Genomic DNA, 15,792 nt, shown 5'->3' with positions numbered 1-15,792 from the left:
ACAGCCTCGCGGAGCACGGTAATGGCAGCCAGCCGAGCCGGCCCTCAGCGTCAGATCAGGCGAAGGCCGTCGTCATAGACGAGCGTCAGCGTCTTCCATTTTCGACCATCAAAACGCCAGGCCGTATCGATGCCTGCAACGTAAAGGAAGTCTCCATCGGTACGAAGGTCGGATGCGATGCCGGTGTCCTTGAAATGTTGAAGCGCGTTGGCCGTCTCGATGTTGAGACCTGCCTCGTCGCCCCAATAGGCCTCGCCTTTGAAGCTCCGCACTGAAAGATATGTCATGTCCGCGGCAGCGGCGATCTCTATCATCTCATCGTTCGCAATTCGCAGACAGACACCATCGTCACCCGCCACGCGTATCTTGCCGTCGGGTGCGACGTCGATGCCGCGCAGCCGGTCGTGCCGATGCAGTTCGAGCGGGCGCCAGCCGGTACCCACAAGTTGATGAATGGTGCCCATTTCGCCGCAGGCGTATATGCCATGCTTGGGATGCCCGTGAACGTCCAGATACTCATTCGATGCAAGTGGGGTGATAGCCTGCCATTGCTGGCCTGCCAGCCGGTAGGCGACCCCATCCGTACCAACGGTTATAGGACCGCCAGTGTCCTCGGCCCAGACCTGCCTGAGGCTCTGCTGGCTGACCTTGTCTCGAGTCCAGTTGGCCCCAGCGTACCGCCAGATCCAGGTGGTAGCCTCCAACGCGAACAATTCTCCCGAAGGCGACGCCGACAGCGCCATCAGCCATTCGCTGGTTATAAGGAAGCCCCGCGCCTTCCTGGGATCGAAGTTCTCGACGATGAAAATTGCCGAAACCGTTGTGACGTAGTCGGCATCGCTGAGCAAAAACAGGATCGCGGTCTTGCCATCACTCAACGGTGCGACCTGCAGGCATTCGATGTCGGTATCAGGATCGGTCGCAAATCCCTCGAGGTCTTCTTTGTCCATCCTCATGATGGTTTATCCTCCACAGAGATTTCGTTGCGGTCGTAACGGAGAAAGCACTCGTGCTAGCAGGAGACTTTCGAAGGCGCGACATCAGCCGCGGTGACGACAACGGGCTCTCCGCCCGCTGCCTTCCTCAGGCGCTTCTTGGCTACCTGTACAAGACGGGCCTGATCCTTTGCTTTGGGGCATGTCGCATGGCAGGCTTTCTTGTCCTTCACCTCCTTCTCGGACTTATTCATGGCCTTCTTCATGTATTCCATGTTGGCAGTTTTCAGGCATTCGGTAGCGGCAGCGTGCACGGCAGCCGGAATTTTCGGATCGTCCAAATTCTTCACTGTGCTGTTCACGCAAGTGTCGGTAAAGTCACCGAGCTTTCCGGACGGATTGCTGCTCATCCAATTGCGGGCATCCGCCGACTTGAGGTTATGCGGGGTCTTGCGCTTCTTGCCGACCACCTTTTTGCCCGGCGCGCCTGCCGCCTTCGCCTTAGCGGCTTCGCCCGCCATCCATTTCGCCTTCATGCAGATACAAGGCGCTTCCTTGTCATCGTAATCCTTGCAGCAGTCCAAAGTTAGATCTCGCACACCTTCGGCCGTGAAGAACTGAACTTCAACTGTGTGCTCCTTTTCGTAGCCTTCAGGGCATTCCAATTCCTTGTACGGCTTGATTTCGAGATCGGAGCATTTGAAGGTCGCCACCGTGGCCGAAGCCACCTTGGGCATCGGAGGTCCGCCGGCGGTAGGCGAGGCATGATCGTTCGACGAAATGTCGGAGAAACGGCTGATCGGTTCGCCGTCCATTTTTACGTTACCGGACCAGGCGTGGGCGTATTCCTTGCCCGTGTTCACCGAGGTGATGATGTTCTTCTTGGGCGCGCAACCGGCTTCGTTACCGGTGCATTTCGTATAGTAGGACTTATTTTTCTGCGTGACGGTCTTTCCGCCAATCTTGACGGTGCCGGTTCCGTTGTCCGTGTCGCTGTCCATTCCAAACGTTGGATAGGGAACCGGAACTCCGGGTGGGGTCGCCGGAGTCTGTGGCGGGGTAAAGCAGACGTAGGGAAAAGCCGCGATGACCTGGTTGGCCTGCGCCTTGCACGCGATCTCAAGGCCATTCGCATACACGGTCATGCCGCTCTCCCGTAGGCGAACACGGCAGCACCGCAGGCGCCTGCGTCGGATGATGCCTCGATGAGAACCGGATTGCCGGCGGCATACCCTTTCCGGGCTGCTGTCCAAGCCATCCCGACCATAATTGGAACGGCTGCGGCGCCAACATTGCCTAGAGACTCCGCGGGCGACCACAAATCCTGAAATTCGTGGCGTCCTCTCAAAAGGCGGATTGAGGTGAGCGCGGTCTGCTTGAACCAGTACTGCTCCCCGATCAGGTCGGCGATACGATAGCCGAGCCGGTTCATATCGATTCCAGTCTCTTGGAAGGCCGCATCGTAGGCAGCTGTCATGCCGTCCGCCCGCATCGGCAAATCCCGGTCGTTGTAGATCGAGGCCGCTTCGCGCGAAAGACCGAGCCCGAAGAGCCTGAAGCCATTGTGCTGCGGACGCGCGCACAGCACCGCGGCTGCAGCTTCGCCTGGAATGAAGCCGTCAGAGTTGTCCGCCGTCATCAATCGGCCTTTGCTGAGATAGTAGGAAATCGTTGCTCCCGTGAGATAGCTGTCGACGCCCGCGATCATGACATAGGGAGCCTCATCCGATGCAAGGAGTCTGCGGGCCTGATCGAACGCCATATGTCCGGAAGGACGACCATAAGCCACAATGCGAGAACGCAGATGGGGTTCGATCTCGACGATCTCGCTGATCCGGCGGAGTAGAGCTAGATTGTCCCTCACTGGGCGACCGGGTCGATCATCCTCCGGCAGGCAAAGGATGAGAGCTGTCTGACTTCGCGCCTCTGGGTGCATTTCGAAAGCCTCCGCTATCGCCCCGGCTGCGAAATGGGCCATTCGCCTTTCTCCGATCCAACTACGTGGCAACGGCACGGGTGCACCGGTAAGCCATCCCGCAGGCGAGCCTACGAAACGGGTCTCCTGGAACCCATCGAGCCGAGCGCGCATCGCGGCGCAGGCCGAAGGTGCATCGAGGCCAACTGCGGTGACCATGCCGACCGAAACGATCTCGATCGGCGAGGTCATGCTTCTTCCTCCTCCGGCGCGGTACCGTTGGCGCGAATATAGGTGCGGCCCGTTGCACGGGCCCTCAACATCGCCGGCGTCGGCGGCCCGACCCAGCATTCTGAGAAATCGAGGATAGTCCGCTGGATGCGTTGCGAGACGCGCCAGACCAGCGAAAAGCGGCGCTTCTCAGGCTCGAGGAGAATGGTGTCGGGGAAAACATCGGCCTCGTATGCTTTCTGCCTGCCCTTGAACAGTGTCATCGGCAGCGCAGTCGAGGGCAGCCGGAAGCTTACGCGCCCTTCCGGCGTCAGGTTCACCAACACCACCTCTTCGCCACCGCGCGGATGGTCGATCTGCTGGTCCTCAGGCGCCATCTGGAAATAGCGTTCGTCGAAGTCTGGCGGCAGGAACGGAAAAATGTTCTTCGCCCAGTGGTCGTCATAAGTGCCGCCATATTCGATGCGGCCGGGCCAGCCTCGCCCCATCGGCCCAAAGCTCATCGGCTGGTAGTCGCCGAAGGGCGAGCGGATTTCTTCATTGACCGCCTGCGTATTGGGCAGCCGCAGGCCTGGAATGAAACGCTGGTTCTTGGCTCGAGACCAGCCGGTGCCGACCGGGTTGTATTTGTAGCTGGCGGGAAGCTGATCCTCGGGGTCCAACCGGTCGACGCCGCCCCAAGCGAAATCGTAGGAGATCGGTAGTTTCAGGAAGGGCTGCGGTGCAGTTGCGGTGAAGACCGGACCTATGGCCCGCCACTCCCGGTGGCCGACCACTTCGAAGAGCTTCGACCAGTTGCCGACCTTGATGCCGACTGGCACCCGTTCCGCCGGGCGTCCACCCGGTGCATAGGCGCAGCCATTGGCAATCACGTCGCAGCGCGGCTTACGGAAGGCGAAGTCGGTCTCCCACAGCGTCGCTGAGTAACCCGGCGCGCCGGTATGCGTGTCAGCCATGACCAGCGGAACTTGCTCCGCCGACTTCTGCACGAGGCCGCCGGGCTTCTCCGGAAAATCGAACGTGCCCTTCACCACGACCACGATCCACTCATGGCCGGCCTTGTCCATGCCCATGGTGAACTGATGCGGAAAACCCAGCTGGTTCCAGATCTGCATCAGCTGGTCTCCCAGCTAGCGGCGAAGATCCGCTCCACCGTCTTTTGCGGCGCCTGCGGGTCGACGTCGAAGATATCCGTGCGCGCGGTCCACATGACGAGGTCGTCGACAACATCGCCATCCTCATCGACCGCCGGGGCAGGCAGGGCGCCCAGCGCGGCATCCAGTTCGTCGGGCGTCAGCTCGCCCCGTTGCGCGGCGAAGGCCGCTTCCTCGATGCGGTCGAACCAGGCATCCGAATAGGCCAGCCTGAGCGGCGCCTCGGCAAGCCGTGCGACGACGCTGAGCGGGAACTGTCGGCCGACCTTGTCGGCGCTCTGCACGATGACGCCGGCCGAGGCGCCGAACGAGGCGGGGCCGGCGAGAAAGCGCAAGGCAGTGTCCGTCTGCCACGCATCGTGGCCAAACAGCGGGACGATCTGCTGCGCCAGCCAGCGGTCCCAGATGCGCACGAAATCGCCCGGCAGCCGCCGCGTCACGAAATCGCCGGTGGCAGGCATCTTGCCGTAGAAGCCGGTGCTCATATCTGCGGCGGACATGTGAACTTCTTGAACATCTCGAGTGTGTAGGGGTTCTCGACGCTGGCCGCCTTGAGCTCGAAATCGGCATACATGCCTTTCGTGCCGAGGCGCAGGCTATAGACGTCGGAAAGGTTGGTTCCGGCGAACTTGCCGCCGCGCAGCATCCTCAGCCACGCCCAGCTGCCAGTCTCGTTGAGCATCACCTCGGGCGAGCCGTCGACCGGCTGGAAGGCGAGCGAGATCACGCCGGTGCCGTCCTTGCCGGGCCACGTCATCGGCTGCGGCCGGGTCGCGTTGTTGTAGTAGACGAGGTTCTGGCCATCGAGGTTGAGCGTCACCCGCGCCACGTTGGGCGACAGGTCCTTTGGCTCCAGCGTGAAGTTCATCACCGGGCCGGTGCCGCCGGGAAACAGGTCGTCGCGGATGTGCCGCGCTTGCTCGAACGCCGCCAGCGCGGCCGCGTCGAGGCCGAAATCGGCGCGCCATTTCCACGGCTGGCTGGCGGTGTCGACATAGTTGATCAGATGGTCGTTGATGAAGGCGTCGATCAGGCCGGCGGGGCCGAAGAGGCGCTGGAAGTCGCGCACATTGACGTCGACCGCGCTCTCAGGGCTGAACGGATAGCGGTTGTTGAGCGCCGCCTGGCAGAAGGGCAGGATATCGGCGCGCCAGATGGCATTGAGCTCGTTGGTGACCGCCTTCTGCGACAGGCCGCTGGTGTCGCCGGCAATCCCGCCCAGCCAGTCGTTGATCGGCGAAGGCAGGATCTGCGCCTGTCTTGCGACCGCCCCCGTCAGCTCGGCCAGGCCGCCCTGCTTCTTGATGGCGTCTTGCGGGTCGGGGTTGGCCGACACAGTCTGCAGCACATTGGACAGCGCCGTCAGCGCCACCACGGCTGCGTCGAGCGCCGGCGGCTGGCCGTCCACCTCGGCGATCGTGCCCTTGAGCGGCTTGAAATGTTCGGCCACCAGGCTGCCGGTCATGTCGACCTGCTCGGCCGAGCCCGCGCGTGGTAGTAATTTCGCTCCCGTCTTCACGACCTTGCCGAGTTTGCCGAGCTTGGAGAGCAGCTTCGAGCCGCTCTTGGCGGCGGCGCCGTTCTTGTCATCAGCCGGCGCCATGTCGGAACGGGTGAGATCGAGTTCCTGCACGACCGCGGTGAGGAGGCGTTTCAACGCGGAATCGGCGCTCGAAAGGTCCTTGAGATTTTCGCTGGCGACGTTGAGGTCGGTCAGCGGCGCCAGCCGCATGTCGCGCAGGAAGCTGTCCCACTGCGAAATGTAGTCGTCGTAGTAGAGCTTCAGAATGTCTTCGGACAGCGCCGACACCGAGGTCTCGGCATTCTCCGAGCAGCCGCCGGCAAATACCGCGCGATCGAGCGCCGCCTGCGCCGCCACATCCTCGACGCGATCGAGAACGGCGTCGTGGAAGCCGGCATATGTGTAGGCGCCGGGAACGCCGACGCGCAGCGTCTTGGCGGAGCGGCGCGCGAACACTTTGGCGCCGTTCGGGCCGGCGAAATTGGCCGGCACCCATTCCTTGACGGCTGCTACTTCCGGATCCGCAAGCAACTGCTTGTAGGCGCGCTCCGGCAGCGAGATGGTACACACCGTCTTCAGCGCCTCGGCCACCAGCTCCTTGTCCGGGGCGATGTAGCTGTCGTCAACCGCCATTCGGCGGATCGCGGCGAGCTGGTGCTGTTCGGCGTCGGCGGTCGGGAAGGGCGGCGCGGGCGCGAATTCCGGCAGACTGTTCACCCACCAGTTCTGCACGAAGTCGGTGTCCATCTGCGACAGGCCGGTCATCATGCGATAGGTCTTCAGCGCGCCGAGCATGAAATCCGGATCGCGGATCTGCCGCCACATCGTGGCTTCGAGCAGCGCCACCATATGCGGCTCGAGCACGTTGCGCAGCGCGTGGTCGTAAGTGTCGGTCTGGGCGCGCACGAGCTCGGCCGAAGCGGTCGGGCCGAGCAAATTGTGGACAGCATCCGGCGGTGCGGTGCGCGCCGTCGCCACCGCGTCCATCGCGGCCAGCGCCCCGTCCATCGTCGGCTGCTCCACCGAAGCCGGCGTGGCGGAGACGTCGGTCAGCGGCGCCTGCAGCGCCTCGAACTGGCCGGCCTGCTCGGTGATCGCATTGCGGTTGTCGAGATAGGACCAGGTGAACAGCCCGCCCAACAGCAGGGCGGCAAGCGCGCAAGCCGCGGCCGCGCCGCGCCAGATCCAGGCGCGGCGGCGCTGCGCCAGCGGATCGAACGTGCCGAGACCCGCTTCCTTGAAGATGACCTCGGTCAGGAGATTGCGCAGGAAGAAGCTGCGCTTCTCGACGCGCGGCGCGAGCATCGCGCGGCGCGGCGGCAGCCCGAAGGTGGAGGACAGCGCCGCCGTCAGCCGGTCGATCGGCGCGCCTTCCTGTGTCGCCGAGGTCAGATAGAGGCCGCGCAGCCAGGCGGCTTCCTCGTAGCGGCTTTCGCCGAACATCGCCTCGATCAGCACCTGGATCGGCTCGGAGAGGCTGGCGAGCTGGGCCGGGAAACGGAAGATTTCCGCGCGCGATCCGAGCTTGTCCTCGTCCTCCAGGCGCGGCACCAGCCGCCGCTCCAGCTCCGTGGCAAGCGCGGCAAGCTCTCTTTCGACGGTCTTGGCGTCGATGCGGGCATCGAGCGGAAAGGTCGTCCCCCATACCTGCTCGCGGGCGGCGGTCGAGAGACCGCCGAAGAAGGCCTCGAAGCCCTTGATCAGGTCGGCCTTGGTCAGCATCAGATAGACGGGAAGGCGGATTTCGAGGCGGTCGTTCAGCTCCGCCAGCCGGCGGCGGATCTTGCGGCCATGCGCCTTGATGGCTTCGTCGCCTTCCGAAAGCACATCGATCGACAGCGCGACGATGACGCCGTTGAGCGCGCGGCGGCCGCGATGCTTCTTGAGAAGATCGAGGAAACCCAGCCATTCCGTCGCGTCGACATCCGGCTGGCTTTCCTGCTGGACGTAACGGCCGGCGGTGTCGATCAGCACCGCGTTCTCCGAGAAGAACCAGTCGCAATTGCGCGTGCCGCCGACGCCCTGCAGATCGTCGGTGAGATCGATCGGGAAGTTGAGGCCTGACTGTCGCAGCGCCGTGGTCTTGCCCGTGGCCGGCGGTCCGACGATGACATACCAAGGCATCTCGCGCAGGAATTTGCGGCCGCCGAGCTTGCGTCGCTTGAGCTCCGCCATCACCTCGCCGAATTTGGCGCCGACCGCGGCAACGCTTTCCTCGCCAGGAGTGAGCTGCTTTTCCGCCACGGGCGCGGCGATCTCGGCGACGAACATGCGGTTGGCGCGGATCGCGCGGCGCTGCGCGATGATCAGCCAGATCAGCCACAGGATGATCAGCCCGGCGATGATGGCGATGCGCACATTGTCGGAATCGAACGGCGCATACGGGCCGACCTGGACGATCGGGCCGAACACCCAGATCAGCAGCGAAAGCAGCGCGATGCCGATCAGCGTCCAAAGGAAGCGCGAGGTGAGAACCGCCCAGAGGAAGCGCAGGATGAACATCAGAGCCTCTTCTCGACCAGGACCTCGACGCGGCGGTTGAGCGCGCGGCCCTCGCGCGTCGAGTTGTCGGCCACCGGATCGGTCTCGGCGCGGCCTTCCGAATGAATGCGCTCCTGCGGCACGCCGGCCTGCACCAGAAGGTTGGCTATGGTCTCGGCGCGCGCTTCCGACAGCCGCTGGTTCGACGAAAGCGGGTTGGATTTCTGCAGGCGCACATTGTCGGTGTGGCCGACAACCGTGACGTTCCCGATCAGTTCCTGATTGGCGAGGATCACCTTGGCGATCGATTCGATCAGCGGCTCATAGCCCCGTGTGAGTGTCGGCCGCGCCGACTGGAACAGTTCGGGATTGGAAGATTGGATGACGAGCTTGGCCAGCGACACGCTCTCGGTGCCGCTCAGCGCCGGCTTGAGACCATCCGGTGCCTCGGCCTTGAATTCAGGCAGCAGCGCAAAATCGACCGGTTCCGGCTGCGGCGCCTCGGGTTCGGGCGCGTCGACCTTGGGCGCGGCGCGGGTGACGTCGCCCCGCGAGGGCGGCGGCAAAGCGCGGACCAGGGCGGAGAGCTCGACCGCCTGGCTGCTCAGCCCCATCGACAGGCCGACATAAGCAGCGGCGGCGATGACCACGGCCGCCAGCGCCATCACCCAGATCGGTACGATGAAGCGCTGCGGCTCGTCCGAGGCGATCACGCCCTTCCAGTTCGGCGACAGCGGCGCATCTTCGGCGTCGGCATTGCGCAGGAAGCGCGCCGCCGCCACGCGAACGGCATTGAGCGAACGGTCGCCGGCGCGGCCAGGCACGCGATATTTGCCACGGAAGCCGAGCGCCAGGCAATAATATTGCAACTCCAGCATTTCGCGGTCGCGGTTCGGATGCCTCTCCAGTTCGTCGAGCCGCGAGAAGAACTGCGTGCCGGCATCGACGTCGCCGCGCAGCATCACCACCAGCGGCTGGCGTGGCCAGGCGCTGGCGCCGCCCCAAGGCGTGTTGAGCGCGAGGTCGTCGAGCAGGGCCGCCACCGCCCAGGCGGCCTGATCGGCCCGCTCCAGCGACGAGCCCGCGGCCATCGCGGCATCGCGTGCGCGCACGAGCTCCTCGAGCAGGCGCGTGCGCAGCACTTCCGGGTTCTCCGGCGCCAGCGCGCTTTCCAACTCCGGCGCGAATTCGAGCAGCGGCGCGAAGCTATTGATCAGCACATTGGGATGGGCGCGCGCGCGCTTCACCGGCGCGCCCGGCGCCAGCGGCGCCATCGGCCGGGGCGAAGCGCCCGTCAGCCTGATGCGCGTGCGTTCGCGATCCTCCGACAGTCCGAAAGGATCATCCCGGCTCATGGCCTCACCTGTTCACCGAATAGCAGTCGACCTGCGGCTCGCTTGGCAGCACGCCGGAAACGCCGATGACGAAACCGGGGGCGTCGAGCAGCGAGGCCCAATGCTCGCTCTTCTGGTCCAGCTCCAGGCACAGCCGGTCGCCGTCATAGGGAATCTCGCGCGGCTGCGAATGCAGCGGCTTCAGCGGAATGCCGGGCAGGCGCGACTTCCACAGCCCCTCGAACTGGTCGGCGGACCCGACGGTGGCCTGGTTGACGAAGATCTTGCGCAGCGCGTCTTCCGACAGTTCGGAGCCGACGCGGATGACGATGCGGCTGGCCACCAGAAGCTTCGGGTTGTCGATGCGCACCTTCCAGACATTGGTGGCATGCCGCATGACCGGCAGCGCGCGCGATTTCGGCTCGATATACCGCAGGCTGAGGATCAGCGAGCGCAAGGCGTCCGCCAGGGCCATATAGGCAGGGCCGGGCGCCATGTGGTCATAGGCCGGCAGCTCGCCGAGCCGGCGCGAGCTGGAGCCATAAGTCGCCATTTCGCCGGCGAGGCCGGCGAGCTCGAGGTAGAGCTCGGCCGGATGGAAGACATCTTGCGCCAGCATGTGGGCGAGCCGCGGCTTGGCCGCATTGGCAAGATGAAGCATCAGCAGGTCCTCGACGCTGCGGCCGGGCCCTCCCATCACCATCTTGCCATGCGCTTCGGCGATCTGGTCGAGACCGGTGACGACCTCCTGCAGCAATTGCCGGTACCAGGCGACCGCGCCTGTGATCAGCGTCGGCGGCAGGAAGCTCTCGTCGAGCGAGACGCCGCCGTCGGCCCGCACGCCCTTGATGTCGGCGACCGGCAGCGCGGTGTAGCCGCCGACCGATTTGCCGGGCGCAAGCAGCATCGCCTGCGGGCGGGCGATCTCGATCTCTTCCGGGTCGGCGCCGCCCTGCACGGAATCACGCACCGACACGATCCTGCCGTGATAGCGCGCTCCGGTCGACGCGGCATGCGCCGGGTCGAAACCGACGCCGCCGGGCGGCTCGAGCGGCAGCGCGACCAGCACCGGCCCGGCGCCGGTATCGGCCGTGACCGGCAGAGGTTTCGGCGCGTCCATCATTTCCGGGATGGAGAAGGGCGTGCCGTCGGGGAAAATACCCCGGGCGGACACGATAGAAACCTGGCCTGCATCGAGCAGCGATTGATCGAGCGTCAGCTGCTGGAAGCCGAACGTATGGAGCTGACCGGCCTGCAGCGCGCCCCGCACCATCGCCTCGAAGAACCGGTCCTGCTGCTGGAAATGCTGGGTTCTCAGGAAGAGCCCCTCGGACCATAGCACCCTGTTTGCGTCGCTCATGCCGCTGCTCTCTGCACTGCCAACTTCTGTCTCGCCGTCAGGCGGAAATACCGCCGCCGCCTAGCGTGACGTTGATGGTGAATTTCGATCCCGCCGACACCGACTTGGTCGTGCGCCAGTTGCGTCCGCCGGGTTCGCGGATCAGCGCGACGAAGCCGAGCGCCGTCGCGTTCGGTTCGACCGTGATGGTCTTGGCCGCCGTCTTGCCCGGTGCGACGGAGATCGAATCGGATCCGATAAGGTCGGCTCCAAGTGCGGACCCCGCATCGCCCTGCAGCGCAAAATAATCGGCCGAATTGAACTTGCCGGTGCTGGCAAGCCGCATCACCAGCACAGTCACCGGTCGATCGCCGCCGCCGGGTCCCGGATTCATGCCGGCGCCACCGGTCACGTTGACCGAGATAACCGATGGTTTCGGCGGGCCGCTCTGGCAAGCCGCAAGCAGCCCCGTCGCGCCGAGGGCAACGATGAATTCGCGTCGATCGATCATGTCCTACTCCTCTTCGTATGCATCCCTGAAGTCTGCGCCGATCTCGCCCAGGAAACTCGATTCCGCGCTTTGGGCGATGTCGCGATGGCGTTTCTGGTAAAGCTCCCACAGCTTGGCGTTGCGGCCGCCCGCAAGCAGGTTGCCGATCGCGGAATTGGATTTCAGCTCTTCCTCGATCGTCGCCGGATCGAACCGGTCGATCATGCGCCGCAGCGCTGCCTGAACGCCGCGCCAGGCGCGCACGTGGTGCTGCGCGAGATCCTTCACCGCATCGCCGATCGCCGCCTCGCCGGAGAGGAAGCCGGGGCTGCGCTCCGAGATTATGGTGACGATGACATCCTCGACCGTCGGCAGGAATTTGAGCGGGTTGACCTCGGAGGCGCCGACCACCGTCTGGGCAACGCGCGCGCTGCCCTTTTCCTCGGCGCGCTTGCGCAGAAGCTGCATCAGGCCGTCCAGCATCAGCCGGTACTCGCGCCCGAATTTTTCCATCTCGGCGATCGCGTCGCGCCCGAGAAAATCGGCCTCCTCGACCCCCATGCCGCGCAGGAAGGCGGCGCGCAGCGCCATATCGCCGGGCACAGGCTGAGCTGCACGGGACGGCCTGGGCGCGGGAGCCGGACGCGGCGGAGGAGGCGGCTCGGGCGTGCGCGCCGGCAAGTCCCGCGGAGGAGCGACCTGCGGCTTGTCGGCCTGCTGCTCGGCGCGACCAGCCGGATGGGCGCCATTGGCAGAGGCAGGCGTCGCGGCTGGGCCGAAGCCGAAGTCGTCGAAGCCGGCCGGTTTCGGCGCCGGCTGCGCCGTATCGCCGCGCGAGGGCATGTCGCCGAAGCCGAACGGATCGGACCGGCCAGTTGCCGAGTCGTCGTCCGAGGCCGGTGTCGCCACCGGGTCGAGGCTGAATGGGTCGTCGAAGGCGGGCGAACTGCGCTGGTTCGAGGCGCGGTCATACGCGCCGGGCACAGGCTGCTCGAACGGGTCCGGCAGATCGGCCGGCCGCGGCCGCCGCGGCTCCTCCTCGACCTTGGCCGAAAAGAAATCGTCGCCGCCGATGCTGGGCGAAGATCGCGGCTGAGGTGCCGACCAGGCGGCGGCGGAATGGTTGGCGACCTCACCGACCGAAGTCTGGCTCGCGCTTGGCTGGACCTCGACATAGAGCACGTAGTCGCCCAGTTTCAAACGCATGCCGCTTTGCAGCCGTGCCGACCTCCCGGTGCCGAGCGGGCTGTCGGAATCGTCGATGAACAGCCCGCTGCTCGACGTATCGGTGACGAAGTAGCCGTCGCGGCCGCCGCTGATCTTGCAATGGGCGCGCGACACGAACATGTCCGGATCGTCGATCTGCCAGCCGGCATCGGCGCTGCGCCCGATCACCAGCTCGCCTTCGTCCAGCCTCGTCTGCCTGACCACCTGGGAGCGCGGGCCTTGTTCCAGCGTCAGCAGCAGGCTCATGCGGCCGCCTCCGCCATTTCGGGCCGCCAGCCGACGATCGTGCGCAGCTTGAGATCGTCGGCGTCTCCCTTCTCGGCGGGGCGCGCAAGCCAGGAGGTTCGGCCGAGCTGGACGGTTCCGATCTTCGGCGGCGGCACGGCGTCGCGCGCAAGCACGATGCGCAAATCGATGTCCAGCGCTTCGCCGATCATGTCGCGCACCGCTTTCTTGAAGAGGGCGAGGCGCCGCTCTCCGGGCAGGAACGACTTGAAGGCGTCGAGATCGAGCGGGCCGACGCGCAACTCGATCCGGCTCTGGCGGCTGAAGACGCGCGGGCCGATCGTCGCGCCGCGCCCGAGCGCCGCATAGGCCTTGCCGACGCGGCTCTGCAGTGCCGCCGGTATGGTGATCCAGGAAGTGACGAATTCCTTGATCTCGACCGGCACCTTGAAGGCCGTGGCAAGAAACAAGGTCAGCCGTTCCGGACCGTCGACCTGGCTGGCCAGCGATCCGGCCTGGCGCAGCCGCACAGCGTCGAGTTCGGCATCCTGGGTGCCGGGAAGGCCGATCCCCGACATCGCTTCCAGCATGGCGCGGACGCGTCCGCCGATCGAGCGCTCGACCTGCACCGCCGGATGTGCGTCGGCCCAGGCGCGGTAGTAAAGCGCGATCATCCGGTGCTGCAGGATGTTGACGAAGTCGACGAAGGTTGTGTCGCTGGTCTGCTCCGCTTGCGTGCCGGTGAACCAGCGCTGCGACAGCCGGTCGAGCACCCAGCGCGTCAGATGCAGCGGCATCGGCCCTTCGGGCCCGAGCAGTCCCAGATTGGCGACGGTCACCCGCGCCGGAGCCTTTTCGCCCGCCTCCTGGAATTTCATCACGTCCCTGGCCGAGAAGCTCAGGCGCACATGCTGGCCGAGCCGCGCCGGCTCGCGATTGGCCTGGCCGGAATAGCCGAACAGCCCGCCCCTCTGCTCCAGCCGGCGCAGCAGCTCGAAGAAGTCGAAGCTTTCCGACAACGCCCCGATTCCGTCTGGGGCGGCTTGGCTCGGGGCGGGCCGTGCTAGATCAGGTAGCGATTGCCGGGCGTCATCGGCCATGGCACATCCTCCTGCTTCTGCAGCAGCCGCGTGCGTGTCCGCACGAACCCGTTTATCCCGGCATGGCGGGCAAACAGCCGCGCCAGCAGGGCCGAAAGCAAAAGCGTGCTTTGCCCCGCCAGCACCGACTGGTCGACATGCAGCGTCACTTCCGTGCCCCGCCCGAAGCACATCGGCCCGTCGATCTTGAGCCGCTCTATCACTGGGCGCGAGTCGATGCGGGTGATCGAATGCACGTTGCGGGCGAGGCTCGGGTCGCCGCGGTCGGCATAGAGATCGAGCAGCGCGTGCAGCGGATCGACGCCGCGGCCTTCCTTGGCGAGACTCAAGAAGTTGAGCGAGAGCTGCGCCACCAGCCGCCAGGCGAGATTGTCGGCGCGGGATTCGCCTTCGGCGCCCGCCGGCAGCGACGCCGGGATCGAAGGCTGGGGCGGCCGCAGCGCGCCGAGCAGCCTGACGGCCTCCACGGGGTCCGCCGTCTCCAGCGTCAGTGTCGGTGTGTCGTCGAGGATCGGCAGGTCGCGATTGGTGCAAAGCGCAATGACGTCGAGGCGCTTGAGCGGCCGGTTGGCCGGGCTGCCGGCCGGGCGCGACACCGAGAGGAAAACATCGTCTCCCGTGTAGGAGGTGCGGGTCAGGCCGTCGCGACGCTCATCTTCGGTGGCCCTACGAGGGCGCCGCTCGGTCGAATACACCCAGCCGCTGCCGCGGTTCTGCCCCAGGCTGAAAAGCTCGGGAATCTCGGCCTCGCTGCCCTCCGCGTCGGCATCCTCCACTCGGGTGACGCGGAAGATCTCGAAATCGCGCGCTCTGGTTCGATCGGCATGCAGCACTTGCCGTGTCCTGCGCGGATCGATCTCGATGACGTTGCATTCGCGCTCGAAGAGATTGATCAGCGGCGTCACGAAGAGCTCGAAATCGGCCGGCGCAACGTCGGCGAGCTCGGGCACCGGGCGGCGGAACAGGAAGATGATCTCCATCCCCGCCTCGCATCTGCGCACCACCGGCTGCAGGCCGGCGACCCGCACATAGTGGAAGCGTTCGGGGATCATGAAATATTCGCGCAGCAGCCGGTAGCCCTCGAAGGTCGGGCGGGTGCGCGGCATCAGCGCCTCGTCGTCGCGGATGCCGACCATTTCGGGCTCGGGCAGCGCCGATAGCGGATTGGTCTTTCCTTCCGCCCGCGCGCCGACGGCCGAGCAGGCCCCGAAGATCGCGTCGAACAGGAGCGGCGCCTTGGTGCGACCGGCGAAATAGAGATCGAGACGGTCGAGCGACAGCTCGCTGAGCTTGCCCTTTCCGGTGCGCGCAAGCGCGACGCGCAGCGCTGCCTCGCCGCGCGCGCCGCCGACTGGGCCGATGCCGGCGGCAGCCAGCGCGCTGCGATCCTGGAAATAGCTGACAGAGGTGATCGCTATCGGCCATAGCGTGATCTCTTGCGCGGTGCTGAAGGTTGACCGCGTCGACAGTCCCGGATGCAGGCTGGAGACCAGTCGTGTGCCGCGCGCGACGGTATGGCCGGCGATCATCGACTGCACCTGCTGGCCGGGTTTCAGCACCGCCATCGCCGTTGCCGGCGCCGGCGTGACCAGGTCCGGGTAAAGCACGTCGAGCACGGCGCGAGAGAAGCGCGAGCGCTCGGCGTCGACCTTCAGCCGCGTGCGCGCGGCAAGGAAGGCCACGCCGTCGAGCAGCCGTTCGACATAGGGGTCCGGGCAGGGGACGGTGTCGAGGGAAAGATTGCGGGCGACTGCCGGATGCATATCGGCGAACTCGGCCGCGAGCGCCCGGATATGGGTCAGTTCTTCTTCGTAATATTCGACGAAGACCCGATCCATC

12 protein-coding genes are annotated in these 15,792 nt (G+C 65.4%); all 12 read right to left on the bottom strand.

Translation table 11 applies throughout. The features are described from left to right. Window positions 1–50: 50 nt before the first annotated feature. The 12 genes from CK221_RS00905 to tssF all read right to left on the bottom strand — a co-directional run bounded on the left by CK221_RS00905 (window position 51) and on the right by tssF (window position 15,791). Window positions 51–950: a hypothetical protein gene (locus CK221_RS00905; protein WP_095776308.1), complete on the bottom strand. Its 900-nt coding sequence runs from the start codon at window positions 948–950 to the stop codon at window positions 51–53. Between the two features lie 62 nt (window positions 951–1,012). Next, window positions 1,013–2,080, bottom strand: coding sequence for a PAAR-like domain-containing protein (locus tag CK221_RS30620; RefSeq protein ID WP_245430552.1), 1,068 nt, complete (start codon window positions 2,078–2,080; stop codon window positions 1,013–1,015). After that, on the bottom strand, window positions 2,077–3,102 hold the full coding sequence (locus CK221_RS00895; RefSeq protein ID WP_095776307.1) for a 3-oxoacyl-ACP synthase: 1,026 nt from the start codon (window positions 3,100–3,102) through the stop codon (window positions 2,077–2,079). Before CK221_RS00895 ends, CK221_RS30620 begins: the two co-directional genes overlap by 4 nt. Further along, complete coding sequence (locus CK221_RS00890) at window positions 3,099–4,196, bottom strand: DUF2169 domain-containing protein (RefSeq protein WP_095776306.1); 1,098 nt, start codon at window positions 4,194–4,196, stop codon at window positions 3,099–3,101. The genes CK221_RS00895 and CK221_RS00890 overlap by 4 nt, the downstream gene beginning before the upstream one ends. Then, window positions 4,196–4,735, bottom strand: coding sequence for a type VI secretion system-associated protein TagF (tagF, locus tag CK221_RS00885; RefSeq protein WP_095776305.1), 540 nt, complete (start codon window positions 4,733–4,735; stop codon window positions 4,196–4,198). The genes CK221_RS00890 and tagF overlap by 1 nt, the downstream gene beginning before the upstream one ends. Continuing rightward, the gene (tssM, locus tag CK221_RS00880; RefSeq protein WP_095776304.1) at window positions 4,717–8,259 is read right to left on the bottom strand and encodes a type VI secretion system membrane subunit TssM; all 3,543 of its coding nucleotides are present in this window, start codon (window positions 8,257–8,259) and stop codon (window positions 4,717–4,719) included. Before tssM ends, tagF begins: the two co-directional genes overlap by 19 nt. Then, window positions 8,259–9,593 carry a type VI secretion system protein TssL, long form gene (gene tssL, locus CK221_RS00875; RefSeq protein WP_095776303.1) on the bottom strand — a complete coding sequence of 445 codons (1,335 nt, stop codon included), beginning with the start codon at window positions 9,591–9,593 and terminating at the stop codon, window positions 8,259–8,261. The genes tssM and tssL overlap by 1 nt, the downstream gene beginning before the upstream one ends. Before the next feature lie 4 nt (window positions 9,594–9,597). Then, complete coding sequence (gene tssK / locus CK221_RS00870; RefSeq protein WP_066989073.1) at window positions 9,598–10,932, bottom strand: type VI secretion system baseplate subunit TssK; 1,335 nt, start codon at window positions 10,930–10,932, stop codon at window positions 9,598–9,600. A gap of 37 nt (window positions 10,933–10,969) precedes the next feature. Then, window positions 10,970–11,422: a type VI secretion system lipoprotein TssJ gene (gene tssJ / locus CK221_RS00865; RefSeq protein WP_066989071.1), complete on the bottom strand. Its 453-nt coding sequence runs from the start codon at window positions 11,420–11,422 to the stop codon at window positions 10,970–10,972. A 3-nt stretch (window positions 11,423–11,425) separates the two neighbouring features. Further along, window positions 11,426–12,874, bottom strand: a complete 1,449-nt coding sequence (gene tagH / locus CK221_RS00860) for a type VI secretion system-associated FHA domain protein TagH (RefSeq protein WP_095776302.1) — start codon at window positions 12,872–12,874, stop codon at window positions 11,426–11,428. Then, on the bottom strand, window positions 12,871–13,953 hold the full coding sequence (gene tssG / locus CK221_RS00855; protein WP_095776301.1) for a type VI secretion system baseplate subunit TssG: 1,083 nt from the start codon (window positions 13,951–13,953) through the stop codon (window positions 12,871–12,873). Before tssG ends, tagH begins: the two co-directional genes overlap by 4 nt. Further along, the gene (tssF, locus tag CK221_RS00850; protein WP_095776300.1) at window positions 13,917–15,791 is read right to left on the bottom strand and encodes a type VI secretion system baseplate subunit TssF; all 1,875 of its coding nucleotides are present in this window, start codon (window positions 15,789–15,791) and stop codon (window positions 13,917–13,919) included. The genes tssG and tssF overlap by 37 nt, the downstream gene beginning before the upstream one ends. Window position 15,792 lies beyond the last annotated feature (1 nt).

Origin of the sequence: Mesorhizobium sp. WSM3868, assembly GCF_002294785.1 — a bacterium.
Taxonomy (GTDB): Bacteria; Pseudomonadota; Alphaproteobacteria; order Rhizobiales; family Rhizobiaceae; genus Mesorhizobium.
The sequence above is the reverse complement of the archived record's forward strand: the minus strand, read 5'-3'. Positions and strand labels throughout refer to the sequence as shown.

Bases quoted from the DNA above. Each gene is read 5' to 3' on its own strand.
- CK221_RS00905 (WP_095776308.1), bottom strand. From the start codon at position 950: ATGGACAAAGAAGACCTCGAGGGATTTGCGACCGATCCTGATACCGAC.
- CK221_RS30620 (WP_245430552.1), bottom strand. From the start codon at position 2,080: ATGACCGTGTATGCGAATGGCCTTGAGATCGCGTGCAAGGCGCAGGCC.
- CK221_RS00895 (WP_095776307.1), bottom strand. From the start codon at position 3,102: ATGACCTCGCCGATCGAGATCGTTTCGGTCGGCATGGTCACCGCAGTT.
- CK221_RS00890 (WP_095776306.1), bottom strand. From the start codon at position 4,196: ATGCAGATCTGGAACCAGCTGGGTTTTCCGCATCAGTTCACCATGGGC.
- tagF (WP_095776305.1), bottom strand. From the start codon at position 4,735: ATGTCCGCCGCAGATATGAGCACCGGCTTCTACGGCAAGATGCCTGCC.
- tssM (WP_095776304.1), bottom strand. From the start codon at position 8,259: ATGTTCATCCTGCGCTTCCTCTGGGCGGTTCTCACCTCGCGCTTCCTT.
- tssL (WP_095776303.1), bottom strand. From the start codon at position 9,593: ATGAGCCGGGATGATCCTTTCGGACTGTCGGAGGATCGCGAACGCACG.
- tssK (WP_066989073.1), bottom strand. From the start codon at position 10,932: ATGAGCGACGCAAACAGGGTGCTATGGTCCGAGGGGCTCTTCCTGAGA.
- tssJ (WP_066989071.1), bottom strand. From the start codon at position 11,422: ATGATCGATCGACGCGAATTCATCGTTGCCCTCGGCGCGACGGGGCTG.
- tagH (WP_095776302.1), bottom strand. From the start codon at position 12,874: ATGAGCCTGCTGCTGACGCTGGAACAAGGCCCGCGCTCCCAGGTGGTC.
- tssG (WP_095776301.1), bottom strand. From the start codon at position 13,953: ATGGCCGATGACGCCCGGCAATCGCTACCTGATCTAGCACGGCCCGCC.
- tssF (WP_095776300.1), bottom strand. From the start codon at position 15,791: ATGGATCGGGTCTTCGTCGAATATTACGAAGAAGAACTGACCCATATC.